This is a genomic window from Pseudomonas sp. PAMC 26793 (assembly GCF_000313235.1).
In the GTDB taxonomy this organism is placed as follows: Bacteria; Pseudomonadota; Gammaproteobacteria; order Pseudomonadales; family Pseudomonadaceae; genus Aquipseudomonas; species Aquipseudomonas yamanorum.
This window is the reverse complement of sequence record NZ_AMXG01000051.1, coordinates 185,920-203,424: the sequence shown is the minus strand read 5'-3', so window position 1 is coordinate 203,424 and position 17,505 is coordinate 185,920. Positions and strand designations below refer to the sequence as shown.

Annotated in this window: 17 protein-coding genes; 11 read left to right on the top strand and 6 right to left on the bottom strand. The window is 61.5% G+C overall.

What is annotated here, in order from left to right; all coding sequences use genetic code 11:
• A partial coding sequence (locus tag D109_RS1000000133390) for a LysR substrate-binding domain-containing protein (RefSeq protein WP_026078265.1) occupies positions 1-278 on the top strand: 278 nt, incomplete at its 5' end.
• A 448-nt stretch (positions 279-726) separates the two neighbouring features.
• Here the strand turns inward: D109_RS1000000133390 and xylB are convergent.
• From xylB to D109_RS0127685, 6 genes are all read right to left on the bottom strand, one after another.
• Entirely contained in the window at positions 727-2,199 is a 1,473-nt protein-coding gene (xylB, locus tag D109_RS0127710) for a xylulokinase (RefSeq protein ID WP_017479768.1), read from the bottom strand.
• Between the two features lies 1 nt (position 2,200).
• Positions 2,201-3,193: a LacI family DNA-binding transcriptional regulator gene (locus tag D109_RS0127705; protein ID WP_026078264.1), complete on the bottom strand. Its 993-nt coding sequence runs from the start codon at positions 3,191-3,193 to the stop codon at positions 2,201-2,203.
• Between the two features lie 21 nt (positions 3,194-3,214).
• Positions 3,215-4,156: an ABC transporter substrate-binding protein gene (locus D109_RS0127700; protein WP_017479766.1), complete on the bottom strand. Its 942-nt coding sequence runs from the start codon at positions 4,154-4,156 to the stop codon at positions 3,215-3,217.
• A gap of 33 nt (positions 4,157-4,189) precedes the next feature.
• Entirely contained in the window at positions 4,190-5,158 is a 969-nt protein-coding gene (locus tag D109_RS0127695) for a hypothetical protein (protein ID WP_003209708.1), read from the bottom strand.
• A 25-nt stretch (positions 5,159-5,183) separates the two neighbouring features.
• Positions 5,184-6,728 carry a sugar ABC transporter ATP-binding protein gene (locus D109_RS0127690; RefSeq protein WP_026078263.1) on the bottom strand — a complete coding sequence of 515 codons (1,545 nt, stop codon included), beginning with the start codon at positions 6,726-6,728 and terminating at the stop codon, positions 5,184-5,186.
• Positions 6,729-7,032: 304 nt separating this feature from the next.
• Complete coding sequence (locus D109_RS0127685; RefSeq protein WP_017479764.1) at positions 7,033-7,584, bottom strand: cytochrome b; 552 nt, start codon at positions 7,582-7,584, stop codon at positions 7,033-7,035.
• 194 nt (positions 7,585-7,778) lie between these two features.
• On the opposite strand from D109_RS0127685, the gene D109_RS0127680 reads away from it, so the two are divergent.
• The 10 genes from D109_RS0127680 (at position 7,779) to D109_RS0127635 (ending at position 17,303) form a co-directional block, all read left to right on the top strand.
• Positions 7,779-8,456, top strand: coding sequence for a thermostable hemolysin (locus D109_RS0127680; RefSeq protein ID WP_017479763.1), 678 nt, complete (start codon positions 7,779-7,781; stop codon positions 8,454-8,456).
• The gene (locus tag D109_RS0127675) at positions 8,446-9,924 is read left to right on the top strand and encodes an AMP-binding protein (protein ID WP_017479762.1); all 1,479 of its coding nucleotides are present in this window, start codon (positions 8,446-8,448) and stop codon (positions 9,922-9,924) included. Before D109_RS0127680 ends, D109_RS0127675 begins: the two co-directional genes overlap by 11 nt.
• Positions 9,921-10,595, top strand: a complete 675-nt coding sequence (locus tag D109_RS0127670; RefSeq protein ID WP_017479761.1) for a TenA family transcriptional regulator — start codon at positions 9,921-9,923, stop codon at positions 10,593-10,595. The genes D109_RS0127675 and D109_RS0127670 overlap by 4 nt, the downstream gene beginning before the upstream one ends.
• Positions 10,582-11,391, top strand: coding sequence for an SDR family oxidoreductase (locus D109_RS0127665; RefSeq protein ID WP_017479760.1), 810 nt, complete (start codon positions 10,582-10,584; stop codon positions 11,389-11,391). Before D109_RS0127670 ends, D109_RS0127665 begins: the two co-directional genes overlap by 14 nt.
• Complete coding sequence (locus D109_RS0127660) at positions 11,388-12,032, top strand: tetratricopeptide repeat protein (RefSeq protein ID WP_017479759.1); 645 nt, start codon at positions 11,388-11,390, stop codon at positions 12,030-12,032. The genes D109_RS0127665 and D109_RS0127660 overlap by 4 nt, the downstream gene beginning before the upstream one ends.
• A gap of 11 nt (positions 12,033-12,043) precedes the next feature.
• The gene (locus tag D109_RS0127655) at positions 12,044-12,706 is read left to right on the top strand and encodes a response regulator (RefSeq protein ID WP_017479758.1); all 663 of its coding nucleotides are present in this window, start codon (positions 12,044-12,046) and stop codon (positions 12,704-12,706) included.
• Entirely contained in the window at positions 12,703-14,076 is a 1,374-nt protein-coding gene (locus tag D109_RS0127650) for an ATP-binding protein (protein ID WP_017479757.1), read from the top strand. Before D109_RS0127655 ends, D109_RS0127650 begins: the two co-directional genes overlap by 4 nt.
• A 225-nt stretch (positions 14,077-14,301) precedes the next feature.
• Positions 14,302-15,657, top strand: a complete 1,356-nt coding sequence (locus tag D109_RS0127645; protein WP_017479756.1) for a HAMP domain-containing sensor histidine kinase — start codon at positions 14,302-14,304, stop codon at positions 15,655-15,657.
• Positions 15,642-16,025 carry a response regulator gene (locus D109_RS0127640; RefSeq protein ID WP_003209702.1) on the top strand — a complete coding sequence of 128 codons (384 nt, stop codon included), beginning with the start codon at positions 15,642-15,644 and terminating at the stop codon, positions 16,023-16,025. Before D109_RS0127645 ends, D109_RS0127640 begins: the two co-directional genes overlap by 16 nt.
• Positions 16,026-16,034: 9 nt before the next feature.
• On the top strand, positions 16,035-17,303 hold the full coding sequence (locus D109_RS0127635) for an EAL domain-containing response regulator (protein WP_017479755.1): 1,269 nt from the start codon (positions 16,035-16,037) through the stop codon (positions 17,301-17,303).
• Positions 17,304-17,505 lie beyond the last annotated feature (202 nt).

Below are 17,505 nucleotides of genomic sequence, written 5' to 3'. Positions count from 1 at the left end.
CCGCTGCGCAGCCCAGCGGGAGCAAGCTCCCTCGCCACACGCTGAGTTTTCGATCAGTTACGCCCGGCAGTCACGCCGCGATCGAAGGACAAGGCATCGCGCTAGGCCGCAGCGTCATGGTGCGCGACGACCTGGCATCCGGGCGTCTGATCCGCCCGTTTGGCGAGGTCAAAAGCGCCGTGGCCCTGGCCTACGATATTGTGTTCCGGCCAGAGTCTAGCGAGCTGGCAAAAGTACAGGTGTTCCGCGACTGGTTATTGACCCAGGCTGCTACATAGATCGCAGACAACTGGTTTTTTCAGATAAACCGAGGTGATGCCGTCGCAGCGATGCGGCGACCCGACAAGCCAGCTCCCACATTTGACCGTGCCCGCTTTAGATTTTGCCTTTGCTTTTAACACTCAAGCCGGCCGGTAGGCCGCTGTGCTCTTGATCTTGCTTTTGATCTTGATCTTAGGCGCCCCGTTAAACCACGCTGGCCGAACGCAGGCTTTGGAGCGTGGGTAACCTGGCAGGACGCCAGGTTAGCCGTCCTGGGCCAAGGATGGCCCATGACGGCGGCCCACGGTCCAAAGCCGGAGCAAGGGCACACCGAGCCTAGGCGAGGTGCCGAGTGGTGGGGCAAGAGCGTTTTGCTTACTTTTGCGCTCTTCAAAAGTGAGCCGCCGTAAGGGCGGAACCAATAGCAGCCGTTACCCAAATAACGGATATACACCCAAAACTTAGCTAATCGTGCAAAGCCTTAGCCGCCCCCAACAACCCCCGAAACTTCAAATAACGCGCCTGCAAAACAGCCTGTTGAGCGCCGTCCGGGAAAAACCGTTGCTTCACCGGCATCCCCGCCTGCAACAACTCCATACCCCGCCCACTCGCCACAAACCCCAACTTCGCCGCACCAATACACGCCCCCAACTCACTGCCCTGCAACGTATAGATCTCCCGCCCAAGAATATTGGCCAGCAACTGCGCCCAATACTCACTGCGGGCCCCACCCCCCACCAACGCACAAGCCCCCACCGAGGCGCCGGCCGACTGCACCGCACTCAGCGCATCCAACAGCCCGAACCCAACCCCTTCCATCACCGCATACCCCAACATAGCCGGCGTGCAATCATGCCCCAGGTTCATAAACCCACCCCGCAACAGCGGGTCGTTATGGGGCGTACGCTCACCGGCCAGATACGGTAGGAACAACGGATTGGAAACCGGCACAACCTGCCCGATAGGCAACTCGGTCTGCACCCGATCCAGCAGCGCCTGCTCATCAACCGACCCCGTCAACCGCGTCACCCAACGCAAGCAACTGGCCCCGGCCAGCATCGCCCCCATGGTGTACCAACGCCCAGGCAACGCATGACAAAAACTATGCACCGCACTCGCCGGATTCCCCGCCGAGTGATCAGTAATCGCCACGATGGCCGCACTCGTCCCCAACGTGATAAACGCGTCACCCGCATTCACCGCCCCAATGCCCACCGCCGCCACCGGGTTGTCCCCGCCACCGCCAGCAATCACCAGCCCCTCAGCCAAGCCCAGTCGCCCCGCCGCCGCATTCAAACAAGCACTGGCCGCACCGCCTTCCACCAGCCGTGGCATCTGCGCCAATCGCAAACCCGTTGCCTGCAGCATCGGTTCAAACCATTCACGGTTGGCCACATCCAGCCACAACGTCCCCGCACCATCAGACACATCACTCACGCGCTCACCACTCAAGCGCAAGCGCAGATAGTCCTTGGGCGACAGCACGCAATCAATGGCGCTGAATACCGCCGGCTCATGTTCCTGCAACCACAGCAGCTTGGGCGCCGTGAGACCGGCCATCGGCAAGCTGCCGGTGACGTCGGCAAACTCACTGCCCAACGCTTCAGCCTGGGCCATGGCACGGGAGTCATCCCAGAGAATCGCCGGGTACAACACCCGGTCGTCTTGCCCCAGCAATACCGCCCCGTGCATCTGTCCGGACAAACCGATGCAGCCGACACGGTCATAGGCATCCGGCTGATCAATGCGCAGTTGGTCCAGGGCCTTCAGGCACGCTTGCCACCAATCCTCAGGCGCCTGCTCGGACCAGCCTGGGTGCGGGCGCGAGACCGTCAGCCGTGCCCCCGCACGAGCGAGGACGCGGCCTTGCTCGTCCATCAGGATCGCCTTGAGTTCCGAAGTGCCGAGATCAATGCCAAGGGAAACCGGGTTGTTCATATCAGGGGCAGCCGCATGAATTACGAATCTTCAGGGTGGGCGCGAGCCGCACGCTGTGTGTTTTACGCTTGGGCGACGCCATGCGCTCAAGCAGCAGGTTGACCGCACGGGCGCCCAGTTCCTGGACAGGCTGCGCGATCAGGGTCAGGCGCGGCACGAAGAAGTCCGCCCATTCAAAATCATCGAAACCCACCAGGGCCATTTGCCCGGGCACGTCGATATGGGCATCACGCAAGGCGTGCATCGCCCCCAGGGTCATCAGGTTATTACCCGCCATGATTGCCGTGGGCGGCGTCTCCAGGGCCAATAACTGGGCCGTGGCTTGCCGCGCCGGCTCGCTGCTGGAACCACCATTGACCAGCAGCTGCGGCTCAAAGGGCAACCCCGCCGCTTGCAGCGCGGCTTGGTAGCCGGCCACGCGCTCATCGGAAGTACCCAGCCCCACACGCCCGGAAATAAAGCCGATGCGCCGGTGGCCATGCTCGATCAAGTGCGCCACCAAAGCCTGGGTCGACAAGGTGTTTTCCACCCCGACCTGATCAAAGCGATCGCTCATCATCCGGTCCACCAGCACTGCCGGCACTTCATTGGCCTGCAAGTATTCCAGGGCCAGGGAACCGGTAGACGGCGCCAGCAGAATGCCGTCCACCCGTCGATGGTGCAGCGTCGTGACCACCCGCAACTCCTGCTCGGGATCGTCGTGGGTATCGACAAACAGCATCATGTAGCCGTGTTTGGCGCACTCGGTTTCAATCGCGTGCACCGCTTCACTGAAGTAGTGGTTGGACAGCGCCGAGATCGCCACGCCAATGGTATTGGTGGTGGATCGAGCCAGGGAGCGCGCCAGCGTGTTGGGGATGTAGCCCAACTGCCGGATCGCGCTCTGCACCGCTTGCACCGTGTCCGGGCTGACCTTGCGGGTGCCGTTCAAGACGTGGGAAACCGTCGACGTCGACACCCCTGCAATTCTTGCCACATCCTCCATGGTTGCCACGGTGTTCACTCCTGCGCGCTTTTAATGTTTGCTGGACCAACCGCTGTAGGAACCGACGTTGTCGCGGGTGATCAATTTTGGCGCCAGCAGGGTAACCGCTTCGGCGGGTTGTTTGTCATTGAGAATGTCATTGCCGACGTTAACCGCGGTCTGGGCCATGGCCCATGGGTCCTGACTGGCAGAGGCCTGGATCAGGGTGTCGGTCTTCAGGGCATTCTCGATGTCCGGCGCACCGTCCACGGAGGTGATGATGATGCCGCTGCGTTTCAGTTGCTTGGCCGCCAGGTCGCTGCCGATGGCTTGCGGGTCGTTGATCGCGAACAGGCCGTCAATTTTCTGGAAGCGTGTGAGGTAGCCTTGCATCACGTTTAAGCCGCCTTCGCGGGAGCCTTTGCCGTCCTGGTCATCTGACAGCACCTTGATATCCGGCGCACTGGCCAGCGCGGCTTTACAGCCTTTGACGCGATCGGTCACGGCGGTGACCTGCGGGCCATTCTGGATAATCACGTTGCCCTTGCCCGACAGCTTGTCGACGATGAACTGGCAGGCGAGCTTGCCGGCCTCGACGTTGTCGGTCTGCACCGTGGCATTCACGCCCTTGGCGTCCACGTCCACCGCCACCACCACGATCCCGGCATCACGGGCTTTCTTGATGGCCGAGGCCATGGCCGACGGGTCCACGGCGTTGAGCAAAATCAGGTCGACCTTGGACGAGATGAAGTTGTCGATCTGCGAGAACTGCTTGCTCAGGTCATAGTCAGCCGACACCGAGGTGACCTTGACCGCTGGATTCAGCTCCTTGGCCCGGGCCGTGGCACCGTCGGCCAGGGTCACGAAATACGGGTTGCCCAGGGAACCCATGCTGATGCCAATGGCTTTCAGTTCACGGGCTTCTGCGGCTTGGGACATCAACACGGCAACGCCCAGGGAGGCGACAACAGGAAACATGCGTTTGAAGTTCATGATGACTCTCTTGTGATTGTTGTTTGAGTGAAATCAGGTCCGCGCACCGGACTGGCGATAGCGATCCAGCGCCACGGCGCCAATGATCACGATGCCCTTGATGATGTACTGCCAGATATCCGACACCCCCAGCAGCACCAGGCCGTTGGTCAATACCGCGATGATCAGCGCACCAATCAGCGTGCCGCCGATGGTGCCGACGCCGCCGGTAAAACTGGTGCCGCCGAGAATCACCGCGGCAATCGCATCCAGCTCATAGGATTGCCCCAGTTGCAGGCCATTGGCGGCGAACAGGCGTGACGCGCTCATCACCGCGCCCAGCCCGGCCAACGCGCCGGACATGGCATAGACGAACAGCAGGACTTTCCACACCTTGATCCCCGACAGCCGCGCCGCTTCCGGGTTGCCGCCCACGGAGTAGATCTGCACCCCCATCACCGTGCGCCGCAGGATGAACCACGACAATGCGATGACGGCCACGGCGATAATCACCAGCCAGGGCACGCCCAGCACTGAGTCGTTGCCGATAAAGGCGAATGGCAGGTCAGGGTTGAACACGGTTTTGTCGTCGGCCAACAGGCGTGCCAAACCGCGCATGGCCGTCAGCGCACCGAGGGTGACGATAAACGGCGGCAGGCGCATGAAGGCGATCAGGCCGCCATTGACCAGGCCAAGCAACAGGCCGAAGCCAACCCCGGCGGCAATCCCGAACATGCCGAATTGCGGCGACATCGAGGCTTGCAGCGCGACCACGGCCGAAGCCGCGAGAATCGCGCCTACCGACAAGTCGATGCCCGCCGTGAGGATCACAAAGGTCATGCCCGCCGCCAGCACCACGTTGACTGACGCCTGCTGGGTGATGATCGACAGGTTCTGCACCGTCATGAAGTTTTCGCTGGCCAGGGCAAAGCCCACCAGCAGTAGCACCAGCACCGGCAACATGCCTACCGTGCGCATCAGTTCGCGAATACGCTCAGCCTTGCCGATCGTTGCCACAGTCATGGTGTTGCTCCCGCTCGTAGTTGAATTAGCCATGGGCGGCCACCTGCTCGCTGCCGGTGGCGAGGTCGATGATCGCCTCCTGGGAAATATCCAGCCCCGATGCCCCGCCCACTTCGGCTACCAATTGCCCTTCGCGCATGATCAGCACGCGGTCGCAGGTGCCGATGATTTCCGGCAGCTCGCTGGAGATCACCACGATGCCTACGCCAGCCTTGGCCAGTTGGTTGATGATGCGGTAGATCTCGGATTTGGAGCCGATGTCCACGCCACGGGTGGGTTCGTCGAGGATCAGTACGTGGGGCTTGACCTCCAGCAGTCGGGCCAGCAGCACCTTCTGCTGATTGCCGCCGGACAAGCTGCCGACATTGACCTTGCCCGAGGCCACGCGGATCGACAGGGACTTGATCGCATCGCGTGAGCGTTGTGCCGCGTGGCCACGGTTGAGTACACCGCCGGCATGGGCATCCGGCACACAGGCACAAACGTTGATGTTGTCGGCCACGCTCATGTCAAGAAACAGGCCCTGGGCCTTGCGGTCTTCGGTGAGGTACACCACGCCGGCACGAATCGCATCCGCCGGGTTGCGCAGTTGGGTCACGGTCTTGCCGACCACTTCCAGGGTGCCCGAAGTACGCGGGTCGGCCGCAAAGATCAGCCGCGCCAGTTCGGTACGGCCAGCGCCCACCAGCCCGGCAATGCCCAGCACCTCACCGGCGTGCAGGTCGAAACTGCAATGGCGCACGCGCTTGCCGTCGGCCATGTCACGCACGCGCATCACCACCTGGCCGGGGTCGTAGGCGGCATGTTCTTTCTTGTAGAAACCGGAAAGGTCGCGGCCCACCATCATCTTCACCAGCACCTCGGCCGACAGCACGTCCCGCGCCAGTTCGCCGACGTACTCGCCGTCCCGCAGCACCGAGACCCGATCCGACAGTTCGTAGATTTCCGCCATGCGGTGGCTGATGTAGATGATCGCCAAGCCTTGGCTGCGCAGCTGTTTGATCAGCGCAAACAGGCGGTCGGTTTCCCGGGAAGACAGCGGCGTGGTGGGTTCGTCCATCACCAGGATTTTCGCGTGGGCATGCAGCGCCCGGGCGATTTCTACCAATTGGCGCTCGGCGATGGACAGGCTGGCGACGCGGGTGGTGGGCAGGAACTCCGCGCCAAGCCTTGCCAGCACTTCAGCCACCCCGGTTTCCATGCCCTTGCGGTCGATGGTCCAGCCACGGCGCAGTTCACGGCCCAGGTAGATGTTCTCGGCCACCGTCAGGTTCGGGCACAGGCTGAGTTCCTGGTAGATCACGGCAATGCCGAGGGCTTTGGCGGAGGCTGGGTTGTAACTGGCGACAGGCTGGCCATCGATGCGGATGGTGCCGCCGTCATCGGCCTGGTAGGCACCGGAGAGGATCTTCATCAAGGTCGATTTACCGGCGCCGTTCTCACCCATCAGGGCGTGGATTTCACCGGGGTAGACCTTCAGGCTGACGTTCTTGAGCACCCGCAGGCCGCTGAAGGTCTTGCTGATGCCGTGCATTTCGAGGAGGGGCAATGGCTGCGGTACGAGGCTCATGGCTGAGACCTCACCGATGATGTGACGCCCACGGCGATGCGGACTGACTGGCAAGACAAAGTGTGCATGTGCAACCCCGGCTTTTTTTATTTTTTTACCTGGGTCAACGCCGAAAATGTTTCAGCTGGTGACCTGATTGAAAATGACTCTAATCAGATAAAAAACTTTAAGCAAGCGCTTGCGTAGCGTTTTTTAGGGTTGGTTAAACGTTTCATCAACTCATGTTCCGTCGATTGTGATGATTGAGTGTTGAAACCATGGATGAATGCCAGGGTGGAACCAACCTGGCATTCCGATCACTTCTTCAAGGTTCGAAGCGCTTGGGCAACATGCGTACCAGGGTGTTATCACGGACCCAGTAATGGTGAAACAGCCCTGCCGCCGCGTGCAGTCCGATCAGCCAGTAACCGGCACTGCCCAGCCATTCGTGCCAGTGTTTGAATTGCCGTGCGAGGTCCGGGTCCGGGTTTACCAGCGACGGCAAAGGAATCGCAAAATACGGCAGCGGTTTGTCCTGTGCGTTGAGCATCAACCACGCCAGCAGCGGCGTGACGATCATCAACCCGTACAGCGCCAGGTGCATCAGGTGCGACAGCGCCGTTTGCCAGGCCGGTGGGCGTGGCAGGATCGCCGGGCGCGGAGCCAGTCGGCCGAGCAAGCGCAGCCACACCAGCACAAAAATCCCCACGCCGAATAGCGCATGCCCGCCCAGGAGCAGGCTTCTCAGCGCGCTCCCTCGGGGTAGCAAGCCTTTGATTTCGATACAGGCATAGACGCCGACAAACAGCGCAAGCATCAGCCAGTGCAGGGTCATCGACAGTGTTGTGTAGCGCTGGGTGGTTGAGTTTTGGGTCATGGGTGAGGAGCCTCGTGCAAGGGAGTGGCCGGCGGACGATTCATTCATCCCGCCGTGAACAGACAGCGCCACCCTGCCCTTCGCGTCTTAAGGCAATCTGAAGATGGGAAAATCGATCATTTTCAGCACCTTCAGACTTCGTTAAGAATCGCCTCGGATACTCCTCCCAACTCAACGAGGGAGGCGAATTGCCAATGCCCGATATCGACTGGAACATTCCCTTGCCACTGAGGTTCGGCCAAGCCGACACCCCACACATGTCACTGGATCGTGCCTTGGTGCACGACGCGCAACGCCCTTCTTTCGAAGCCTTCATCCAGCAGCGTTTTCGAATTGCCCATGGCGCTGATATCCGGCATTTCATGCCGCAACTGTTTGGCGTCAGCAAGGCTGGCGGCGAGCTGTGCGCGGTGGCCGGCGTGCGGTTGGCCGGCGCCGAGGCGCTGTTTCTGGAGCGCTACCTGGATCACCCGATAGACCCGCTGATCAGCGCTGCCGCCGAGCAAACGGTGGACCGTGGAGCCATCGCTGAAGTCGGCAACCTGGCTGCCAGCGACACCGGCAGTGCGCGGCTGAGCATCATCGCTATTACCTACTTACTGGCCATGGGTGGCCTGGAGTGGGTGGCATTTACCGGCAATACCGGACTGGTCAACAGCTTTCACCGCCTGGGATTGAAGCCCGTCACCCTGTGTGCGGCCGACCCGCAGCGCCTTGGCGACGACCAGCATCACTGGGGCAGTTATTACGAAAGCCAGCCTTGGGTGCATGTCGGGAATATCCGCGCCGGGTTCATTCATTTACGCAACATGGGCCTGTTCACGCGCCTGGGGTTGCCAACGTCTATCGAGGAAGCCAGCCATGTCGCCTGAAACCCGGCGTTTCCAGGAAGCCCTGCGCAGCCATGCCGAGCGCCACGACGGCAGTATCGCCCTGTGGGGCGATCACCTGAAACTGGATTACCCCACCCTGTGTGCCGAGGTGGCGTATCGACAACAACGCCTGCGTGATGAGGGCGCCAAGGTAGTCGCCATGGCGCTGGACAACGGGGTAGACGCGATGCTCTGGGACTTGGCGGTGCTGTTCGAGGGGTTGACCTGTGTCACCCTGCCGCCGTTTTTCAGCCCGGCCCAGCGCGCTCATTGCCTGGAGCAAAGCCAGACCGAACGGGTGATCTGCGAACCGCACCTGGCGCCTGAACTGCACGCCCTTGGCTATCGGAACAACGGCGAGTTCTGGCATCGCGCCTTCAATGGTGCGAACTCAATGCCAGAAGGTACCGCCAAGCTCACCTTCACCTCGGGCACCACCGGAACGCCCAAGGGCGTATGCCTGAGCGCCGATAGCCTGCTGCGGGTGGCGCGGGAGCTGGAGCACGCCAGCCAACCGGCAGCCCCTCGCCATCATATGGCGCTGTTGCCGCTGGCGATTCTGTTGGAAAACCTGGGCTGCTACGCCGCGCTGTACGCAGGAGCAACCTTGAGCCTGCCGAGTCAGGGCAGCCTCGGTATGCAGGGCGCCAGTGGCGTAAATGCGCCGCAACTGTTGGACAGCCTGGCGGCGCGTGCGCCACACAGCCTGATCCTGGTGCCGCAGTTGTTGCAGGTGTTGGTCAGTGCCGCCGAGCAACACGTGTTCAACCCTCGGCTCCTGCGCTTTGCGGCAGTGGGCGGTGCCCGGGTATCCGAAGCATTGCTGGCGCGTGCGCAGCAGGTCGGGATGCCGGTCTATGAGGGGTATGGACTGTCGGAATGTGCCTCGGTGGTTTGCCTCAACCGGCCCGGGGCCCATCGCCCCGGCAGTGTTGGCCGGCCATTGCCCCATGTGGAGATTCGCCTGGACGATGACGGCGAGGTACTGATCAAGGGCTCCACCTTGCTCGGTTATCTGGGCCATGACGAGGCGCTGGATGCGTGGTGGCCCAGCGGCGACCTTGGGGTCTTCGATGCTGACGGGTTTCTGTTCCTCAAGGGCCGCAAGAAACACCAATTCGTCACCAGCTTTGGCCGCAACGTCAACCCGGAATGGGTCGAGGCGGAGATGACCCAGGGCGGTGAAATCGCCCAGGCCTTTGTCTATGGCGAGGCACTGCCGCATAACCATGCGCTGCTGTGGCCCCGTCGCCCGGACTGCACCGACCAACAACTGGCGACCGCCGTGGCCCAGGCCAACGCTGCCCTGCCCGATTACGCCCAGGTGCATTACTGGACGCGCCTGCCTCAACCCTTTACAGCCGCCAACGGATTGCTGACCGCCAATGGCAGGCCACGCCGTGACGCCATCGTCGCGCATTATCAATCCCGCCTGGAAACCCTGTTCCCTGAGGAAACACCGTCATGAATTTCTTCGACACCCTGCAAGAAGCCACCCAGAAGGAACGCCAGGAACTGTTCAGCCTGCCGATCATTCGAGACGCGCTGGAAGGCACTGTCAGCCTGGACAGTTACCGCGCGTTCCTGGCACAGGCCTATTACCACGTTCGCCACACAGTGCCCTTGATGATGGCATGTGGCGCACGCCTGCCTTCGCGCCTGGAATGGCTGCGCAAGGCCGTGTGCGAATACATCGAGGACGAATACGGCCATGAGCAGTGGGTGCTCAACGACATTGCTGCCTGCGGCGGCGACAAAGACGCCGTACGCGATGGACAGCCTTCGTTGCCCATCGAGCTCATGGTGGGTTTTCTCTATGACCTGATTGCCCGGGGCAATCCGGTGGGCCTGTTTGGCATGGTCAATGTGCTGGAAGGCACCAGCATCGCACTGGCCACCCATGCCGCCGGCAATATCCGTGAGCGCCTGGGGCTGCCCGAAACGGCGTTCAGCTACCTCAGTTCCCATGGTTCACTGGACATCGGCCATATGGAGACCTACCGCCGGTTGATGAATAGCCTTGAGGATGCTGATGACCAAGCGGCCGTGATTCACGCCTCAAAAGTGGTGTACACCCTGTACACCGCGATGTTCCGGGGTTTGCCACGCAGTGCGGAGAATACCCATGCGCCTGTCTGACGCGCGGGTGGTGTTGACGGGTGCCAGCGGCGGCATTGGCCTGGCGATTGCCACCGCGCTGTGTGCCGCCGGCGCCAGAGTGCTGGCCGTGGCCCGGCACCGCGAGCCGCTGGACGCGTTGATCGAGCGCTACCCGCAACACCTGTGCTGGGTAGGCGCCGACCTGACCTTCGTCAGCGACCGGCGCAAAGTCCTGGCGGCGGCCGAAGCCATCGGCGGCATCAACCTGCTGATCAATGCGGCCGGTATCAATCACTTCGCGATGCTCGAACAACTGGACGACAGTGAAATCAGCGCCATGCTGGCACTGAACATTGGTGCGCCCATCAGCCTGACGAAAATCCTGCTGCCGGTGCTCAAGCAAGCCGAGAGCGCCATGGTGGTGAATGTGGGTTCCACCTACGGCTCCATCGGTTATCCAGGGTATGCCAGCTATTGCGCCAGCAAGTTTGCCCTGCGGGGATTTTCCGAAGCCTTGCGCCGGGAGCTGGCCGACACCCGGGTGAGTGTCTTGTACGTAGCTCCCCGGGCCACCAGCACCCGCATGAACAGCCCGGCGGCGCAGGCTTTGAACGACGCGCTCAAGGCCAATGTCGACGACCCGCAAACCGTCGCATCGGCGGTGATCCAGGCCATCGCCACCGATCGGCGCGACCTTTACCTGGGTTGGCCAGAGCGCTTCTTCGTACGCCTCAACGGCCTGCTGCCGCACTTGGTAGACCGAGGGCTGCGCAAGCATTTGCCACTGATACGCCGCTTGAGCCACAAGCCTGACCACAAGGACCTTACGCCATGAAAAAAATCTTCGCGGTCTTGCTGCTGATGGGCCTGAGCCAGGGTTCCTGGGCCCTGGACAATGCCGACCAGCAACGCCTGAGCGACATCCAACTGCGCTGGGCGCACATTCAATACAACCTGCCCGGCGAACAACGCACCCATGCCTTTGAAGAGCTGGCCGCCCAGGCCACGGGCTTTACCCAGGCGCGGCCTCAGGTCGCCGAGGCCTGGATCTGGTCCGGCATCGTGACCAGCAGTTGGGCCGGTGCCCAGGGCGGGCTGGGCGCGTTGAGCAAAGTCAAGGAGGCGAAAGCCGACTTCGAAAAGGCATTGGCGCTGGACCCTGGCGCCTTGCAAGGTTCGGCCTATACGAGCCTGGCTGCGTTGTATGATCGCGTCCCCGGCTGGCCCATCGGCTTTGGTGATGCCGAGAAAGCCGAGAAACTGCTCAAGCAGGCCTTGCAACTGAACCCGACCGGCATTGATAGTCTGTATTTCTGGGGCGACCATCTGTACCGGCAAAAACGCTATGCCGACGCCAAGGTCGCCTTGCAGCAAGCCTTGCAGGCCGCCCCCCGCCCTGGCCGCGAAACCGCCGATGCCGGGCGCCGCCAGGAAATCGAAAGCTTGTTGGTGGACGTCAACAAAAAACTGACCTGACAGGAGTCTCTGTGCGCTTATTACTGATCGAAGATGACGTGGCCCTGGGCGAAGGTATCCACCAGGCCCTGGCGCGCGAGGGGTACACCGTTGACTGGTTGCAGGACGGCAGCAGCGCCTTGCATGCGTTGCTCAGCGAAACCTTTGATGTCGTGGTGCTCGACCTGGGCCTGCCGCGCATGGACGGGTTGGAGGTGTTGCGCCGCTTGCGCGACAGCGGCTCCCAGGTGCCTGTGCTGATTCTCACGGCCCGAGATGCCACCGAAGACCGTATCGCCGGGCTGGATGCCGGTGCCGACGATTACCTGATCAAGCCCTTTGACCTGGCCGAGCTCAAGGCCCGTCTGCGCGCATTGCTGCGCCGCAGTGCCGGGCGGGCGCGGGCGCTGATCGAGCACGCGGGCATCGCCCTTGACCCGGGCACCCAACAAGTCAGCTACAACGGCGCACCGGTACTGCTGACGCCCAAGGAGTATCAGTTACTGCACGAACTGCTCTCCCCACCGGGGCGGGTCATGACCCGTGACCAACTGATGCAACTGCTTTATGGCTGGAACGAAGAAGCCGAGAGCAACACCCTGGAAGTGCACATTCATCACCTGCGCAAGAAGTTTTCCAGCGACTTGATCCGGACCATTCGCGGGATAGGCTACCTGGTCGAGGAACGGCGATGACCTCAATCCGGCGGCGCACCCTGACACTGATCATTGGCCTGCTGCTCGCTGGATTGTTGGTGATCAGCATTTTCAACCTGCACGACAGCAATCACGAAATCGCTGAGGTTTATGATGCCCAGCTGGCCCAGAATGCGCGGTTGCTGCAGGGTGTCATGAGCATGCCGCTGGCCAGCAGCGACCAGGCAGACCTGTATCGCGCCTTCAATAAGGCTTTGGGAGAAGCGGTGCCCAAGGTCAATGGCCACCCGTATGAAAGCAAGATTGCCTTTCAGGTCTGGAGCCCTCAAGGCGAGCTTCTGGTGTTCACCAGCAGTGCGCCCGCCTTCGCCAAGCCGCCTGCGCAACCGGGTTTCGGCAATGTCACCGACTTGGCCGGACGTGATTGGCGCGGCTTCGTGCTGAAAGACAAGGACAATGGCCTGCGGATCTGGGTCGGCGAGCGGGACGACGTGCGCTCCGACCTGGTCGACCGCATTGTGCGCCATACACTGTGGCCCAATATCCTGGGCAGCCTGATCCTGGCCGGCATGGTCTGGCTGGCCATCGGCTGGGGGCTCAAACCGCTGGTCAACATGGCCGCTACCTTGCGCGCCCGGCACTCCGGGTCATTGGAACCGATGCAACTGAGTCCCCTGCCCATGGAACTGGAGCCAATGCAGGCCGCACTCAATCGCATGCTGGCGCAGATCCAGGAAGTCCTGGGGCGTGAGCGACGTTTTATTGCCGACGCCGCCCATGAACTGCGTACACCGCTGGCGGTGCTGCGGGTGCATGCACAAAACCTGCTGGAAGCCGGCACAGAGCATGAGCGCCGCGAGTCCCTCACGTTCTTGATCGAGGGCGTGGACCGCGCCAGCCGGCTGGTCAACCAACTGCTGACCATGGCTCGGCTGGAGCCAACCTCTGCATGGCCACCGGTTCAGCCGGTGGACCTGGCGACAACCGTGCGTGACGGCCTGATTCAACTGACCCCCTGGCTGCTCAGCAAAGGCCTTGAGCTGGCCTTCGAGATCGACGATGACGACTGCCGCGCCAACGTTGATGCGGCATCCATCCACATTGCCTTGAACAATCTGGTGACCAACGCGGCCAACTTTTCCCCGGAACATGGGGTGATCACCGTGGGCCTGAACAAAACGCCCGGCTATTTCCAACTGACGGTGGAGGATGAGGGGCCCGGTATTGACGAAGCCGAGCATGAGCGGCTGTTCGAGCGGTTTTACAGCCGAGGCAACGCCCATGGCGCTGGCCTGGGGCTGACGATCGTGCAAACCATCGCCCAGCGCCTGGGCGGCCAGGTTCACCTGGAAAATCGCGCCACGGGCGGGCTCAGGGCCACCCTGGAAATCCGCCGCGACCCGGATTAATTGAAGATCGCAAACCTGCCTTTGAGAAAAATCACTCCATTTGAGTGATTTTTTGTTGAGAGTGCATGCTTTTGCACCTTGTTATAGCGGTGTAAACCGTTGCTAATCTGCTATCGTCCAAAGACATCATCTCCTCCTCATCGCGCCTGCGCGATCTTCTGTGAGCATGCTCTGCGGCGCTGCGTTTGCGCAGCGTCTGGCCTCAAGTTCACGGAACACTTCACGATGGACAACTCTTCAGCCGACAGCCCCATCGAGCCGCAATCCCGGGCCGAGAAAATCGTCGAATTCAAACGCCAGAAAGCCCTGCTCAAGACCGGCGCGCTGCAAGACGCGATCTTCAACAGCGCTTACTTCTCCAGCATCGCCACCGACGAAAAAGGCGTGATCCAGATCTTCAACGTCGGCGCTGAACGCATGCTCGGCTATGCCGCCGCCGATGTGCTGAACCGCGTGACACCGGCCGACATTTCCGACCCCGCCGAGCTGATCACCCGCGCCGCTGCCCTCAGCCTGGAACTGGACACACCGATCACGCCCGGCTTCGAAGCCCTGGTGTTCAAGGCCTCCCGGGGTATCGAGGACATCTACGAGCTGACCTATATCCGCAAGGACAACAGTCGCCTGTCAGCGATGGTCTCGGTCACCGCCCTGCGCAACCGCAACGACGCGATCATCGGCTATCTGCTGATCGGCACCGACAACACCGCACGCAAGCAGGAAGAGGCACAACGCAAAGGCTTTGAGCGTGCCCTCGAAGAGAAGAACCTGGAACTGGAACACGCCAGCCACATGAAGTCCGAATTCCTCGCCACCATGTCCCACGAGCTGCGCACGCCGCTGAATGCGGTGATCGGTTTTTCCGAAGCCCTCAAGGATGGCCTGGTGGGCGACATGAGCGATATCCAGCGCGAATACATCGGCGACATCTTCACCAGCGGCCAGCACTTGCTGTCGCTGATCAACGACATCCTCGACCTGTCCAAGGTCGAGGCCGGGATGATGGACCTGGAACTGGAAGCCGTGGAGCTGACGGGGTTGTTGGCCAACAGCCTGCTGATCGTGCGGGAAAAGGCGGCGCTGCAACGCATCCAATTGAAACTTGAATGCCAGGACGACTTCGGCACCCTGGAACTCGACCTGCGCAAGACCAAGCAGATCATCTACAACCTGCTGGCCAATGCGGTGAAGTTCAGCGAGCACGGCGGCTCCGTGACCCTGTCGGTGCGCGAGGTGAGTCGTGCACAAGTCGGGCAGGTTCCCGGCGACTGGCCCACCTACGGTTTTGCCCTGCAGCCCAGCGAGCAGCAACAGTTCCTGGAGTTCAGCGTCAGCGACACCGGCATCGGTATCGCCCGGCACGACATGAGCAAGCTGTTCAAGGCTTTCAGCCAGATCGACAGCAGCCTGGCGCGCAAATTCGAAGGCACGGGCCTGGGCCTGGCGATGGTCAAGCAACTCACCGACCTGCACGGCGGCAGTGTCGCCGTGGCCAGCCGCGAAGGTGCCGGCGCGCGATTTGTGGTGTGGCTGCCGCTGCACCGCGCCGCGGAGGCGGAGGCCCCATGGCCGAAATCCTGATCGTCGAAGACAACGAGGCCAACATGCGCCTCGCCCGCTTGCTGCTGGTGAACGCCGGCCACAGCGTGTTGTGGGCGGCCGACGCCGAGACCGGGTTGACCCTGGCCCGGGAAAAACAACCGGCGCTGATCCTGATGGATATCCAGTTGCCCGGCATGGACGGCCTGGCGGCCACGTCACTGCTCAAGCAGGACCCTCACACCGCCCACATCCCGGTGATCGCCCTGACCGCCATGGCCATGAAGGAAGACCGCGACAAAACCCTGCGGGCCGGCTGCGATGCCTACATCATCAAGCCCCTGCGCTACAAAGAGCTGTACCAGGTAATCGATACGCTGCTGCAAAAGAACATTACACCTCCAACTTGAGTCCTCTCCATGGCCAGCCAACCCGCAACGCTCTTGATCGTCGATGATGAAATCCAGGTGCGCAAGCTGCTGGAAACCCTGCTGCGCCACGAGGGTTACCAGACCATGAGTGCCGCCAGTGGTGAAGAAGCCTTGCAGTTGGTGGCGCAAAGGCCGCCGGACTTGATCCTGCTGGACATCATGATGCCGGGCATGGACGGTTACGAAGTGGCCAACCAGCTCAAGGGCAACCAGGCCACGGCGAACATTCCGATCATCATGCTCTCGGCCCTGAGCGAGTCCAGCGCGCGACTCAGTGGCCTGGAAACCGGTGCTGAAGAATTCATCAGCAAGCCGGTGGAGCGGGTCGAGTTGTGGCTGCGGGTACGCAACCTGCTGCGGCTCAAGGCCCACGGCGATCAGTTGAAAAACCATAGCCTGTTGTTGGAGCAGCAACTGCAGCATCACCAGCATGCAACTGCCCGGTTGAATGTGCATGACCTGGCGCGCCAGGAGCTGGAAAAAGCCTTGCACCTGGCCGTCGAACGCGAAGAGTTCGTGCTGCATTACCAACCCAAGGTCGAACTGGACAGCGGTCAGGTATGCGGGCTTGAAGCCTTGTTGCGTTGGGACCGGCCCGAGTACGGTGCGGTGTCTCCGGCGGTGTTTATCCCGATCCTCGAGAGCCTGGGGTTGATCGTGACACTCGGTCGTTGGGTGATCGATAACGTGTGCAGCCAGATGGCCACCTGGCAATCCACTGCGGTGGGCGCCGTCGAAGTGTCGGTCAATGTGTCGGGTCACCAATTGATCGAGGGTGACTTGATTGCCGATATCTCCCATTCCCTCACCAGGGCTGGGGTGGAGCCGCATTGGCTGGAGGTTGAGTTGACCGAAGGCTCGCTGATGGAAAACACCCAACACACCATCGCCAGCTTGCAACGCCTGCGGGCCATGGGGGTGAAGATCTCCATCGACGACTTCGGCACCGGCTATTCCAGCCTGGCTTACCTGCGGCGGTTCCCGATTGATACGCTTAAAATCGACATCGCGTTTATCCGCGAAGTCACCAGCAACCCTCAGGACGCGGCCATCACCCGCACCATCATCGAACTGGCCCACAGCCTCAAGCTGCGAGTGGTGGCCGAAGGTGTGGAAACCCAGGGACAGCTGGAGTTTCTGCGGGAAGCCGGCTGCGATCAGATCCAGGGGTACCTGTTCAGCCGGCCATTGCCGATGAAAGAATTGGAGCGTCTGTTGCTGGAAAAACGCGGCCTGGTCAGGCCGCAGCCCCACTGACTTCGAACAGCCCCACCCGCTTCTGCAACTTGTTGGCTCTGCTTTTCTGTGGGAGCGGGCTTGCTCGCGAAAAACCTGAGAGCGCCGCGTTCATCCAGAATGCCAGCGTCATCGTTAACGACCTTCGCGAGCAAGCCCGCTCCCACATTTGGACCGTGCCCGCTTTAGGTTTTGATCTTGCTCTTCAACACTCAGCCGGCCG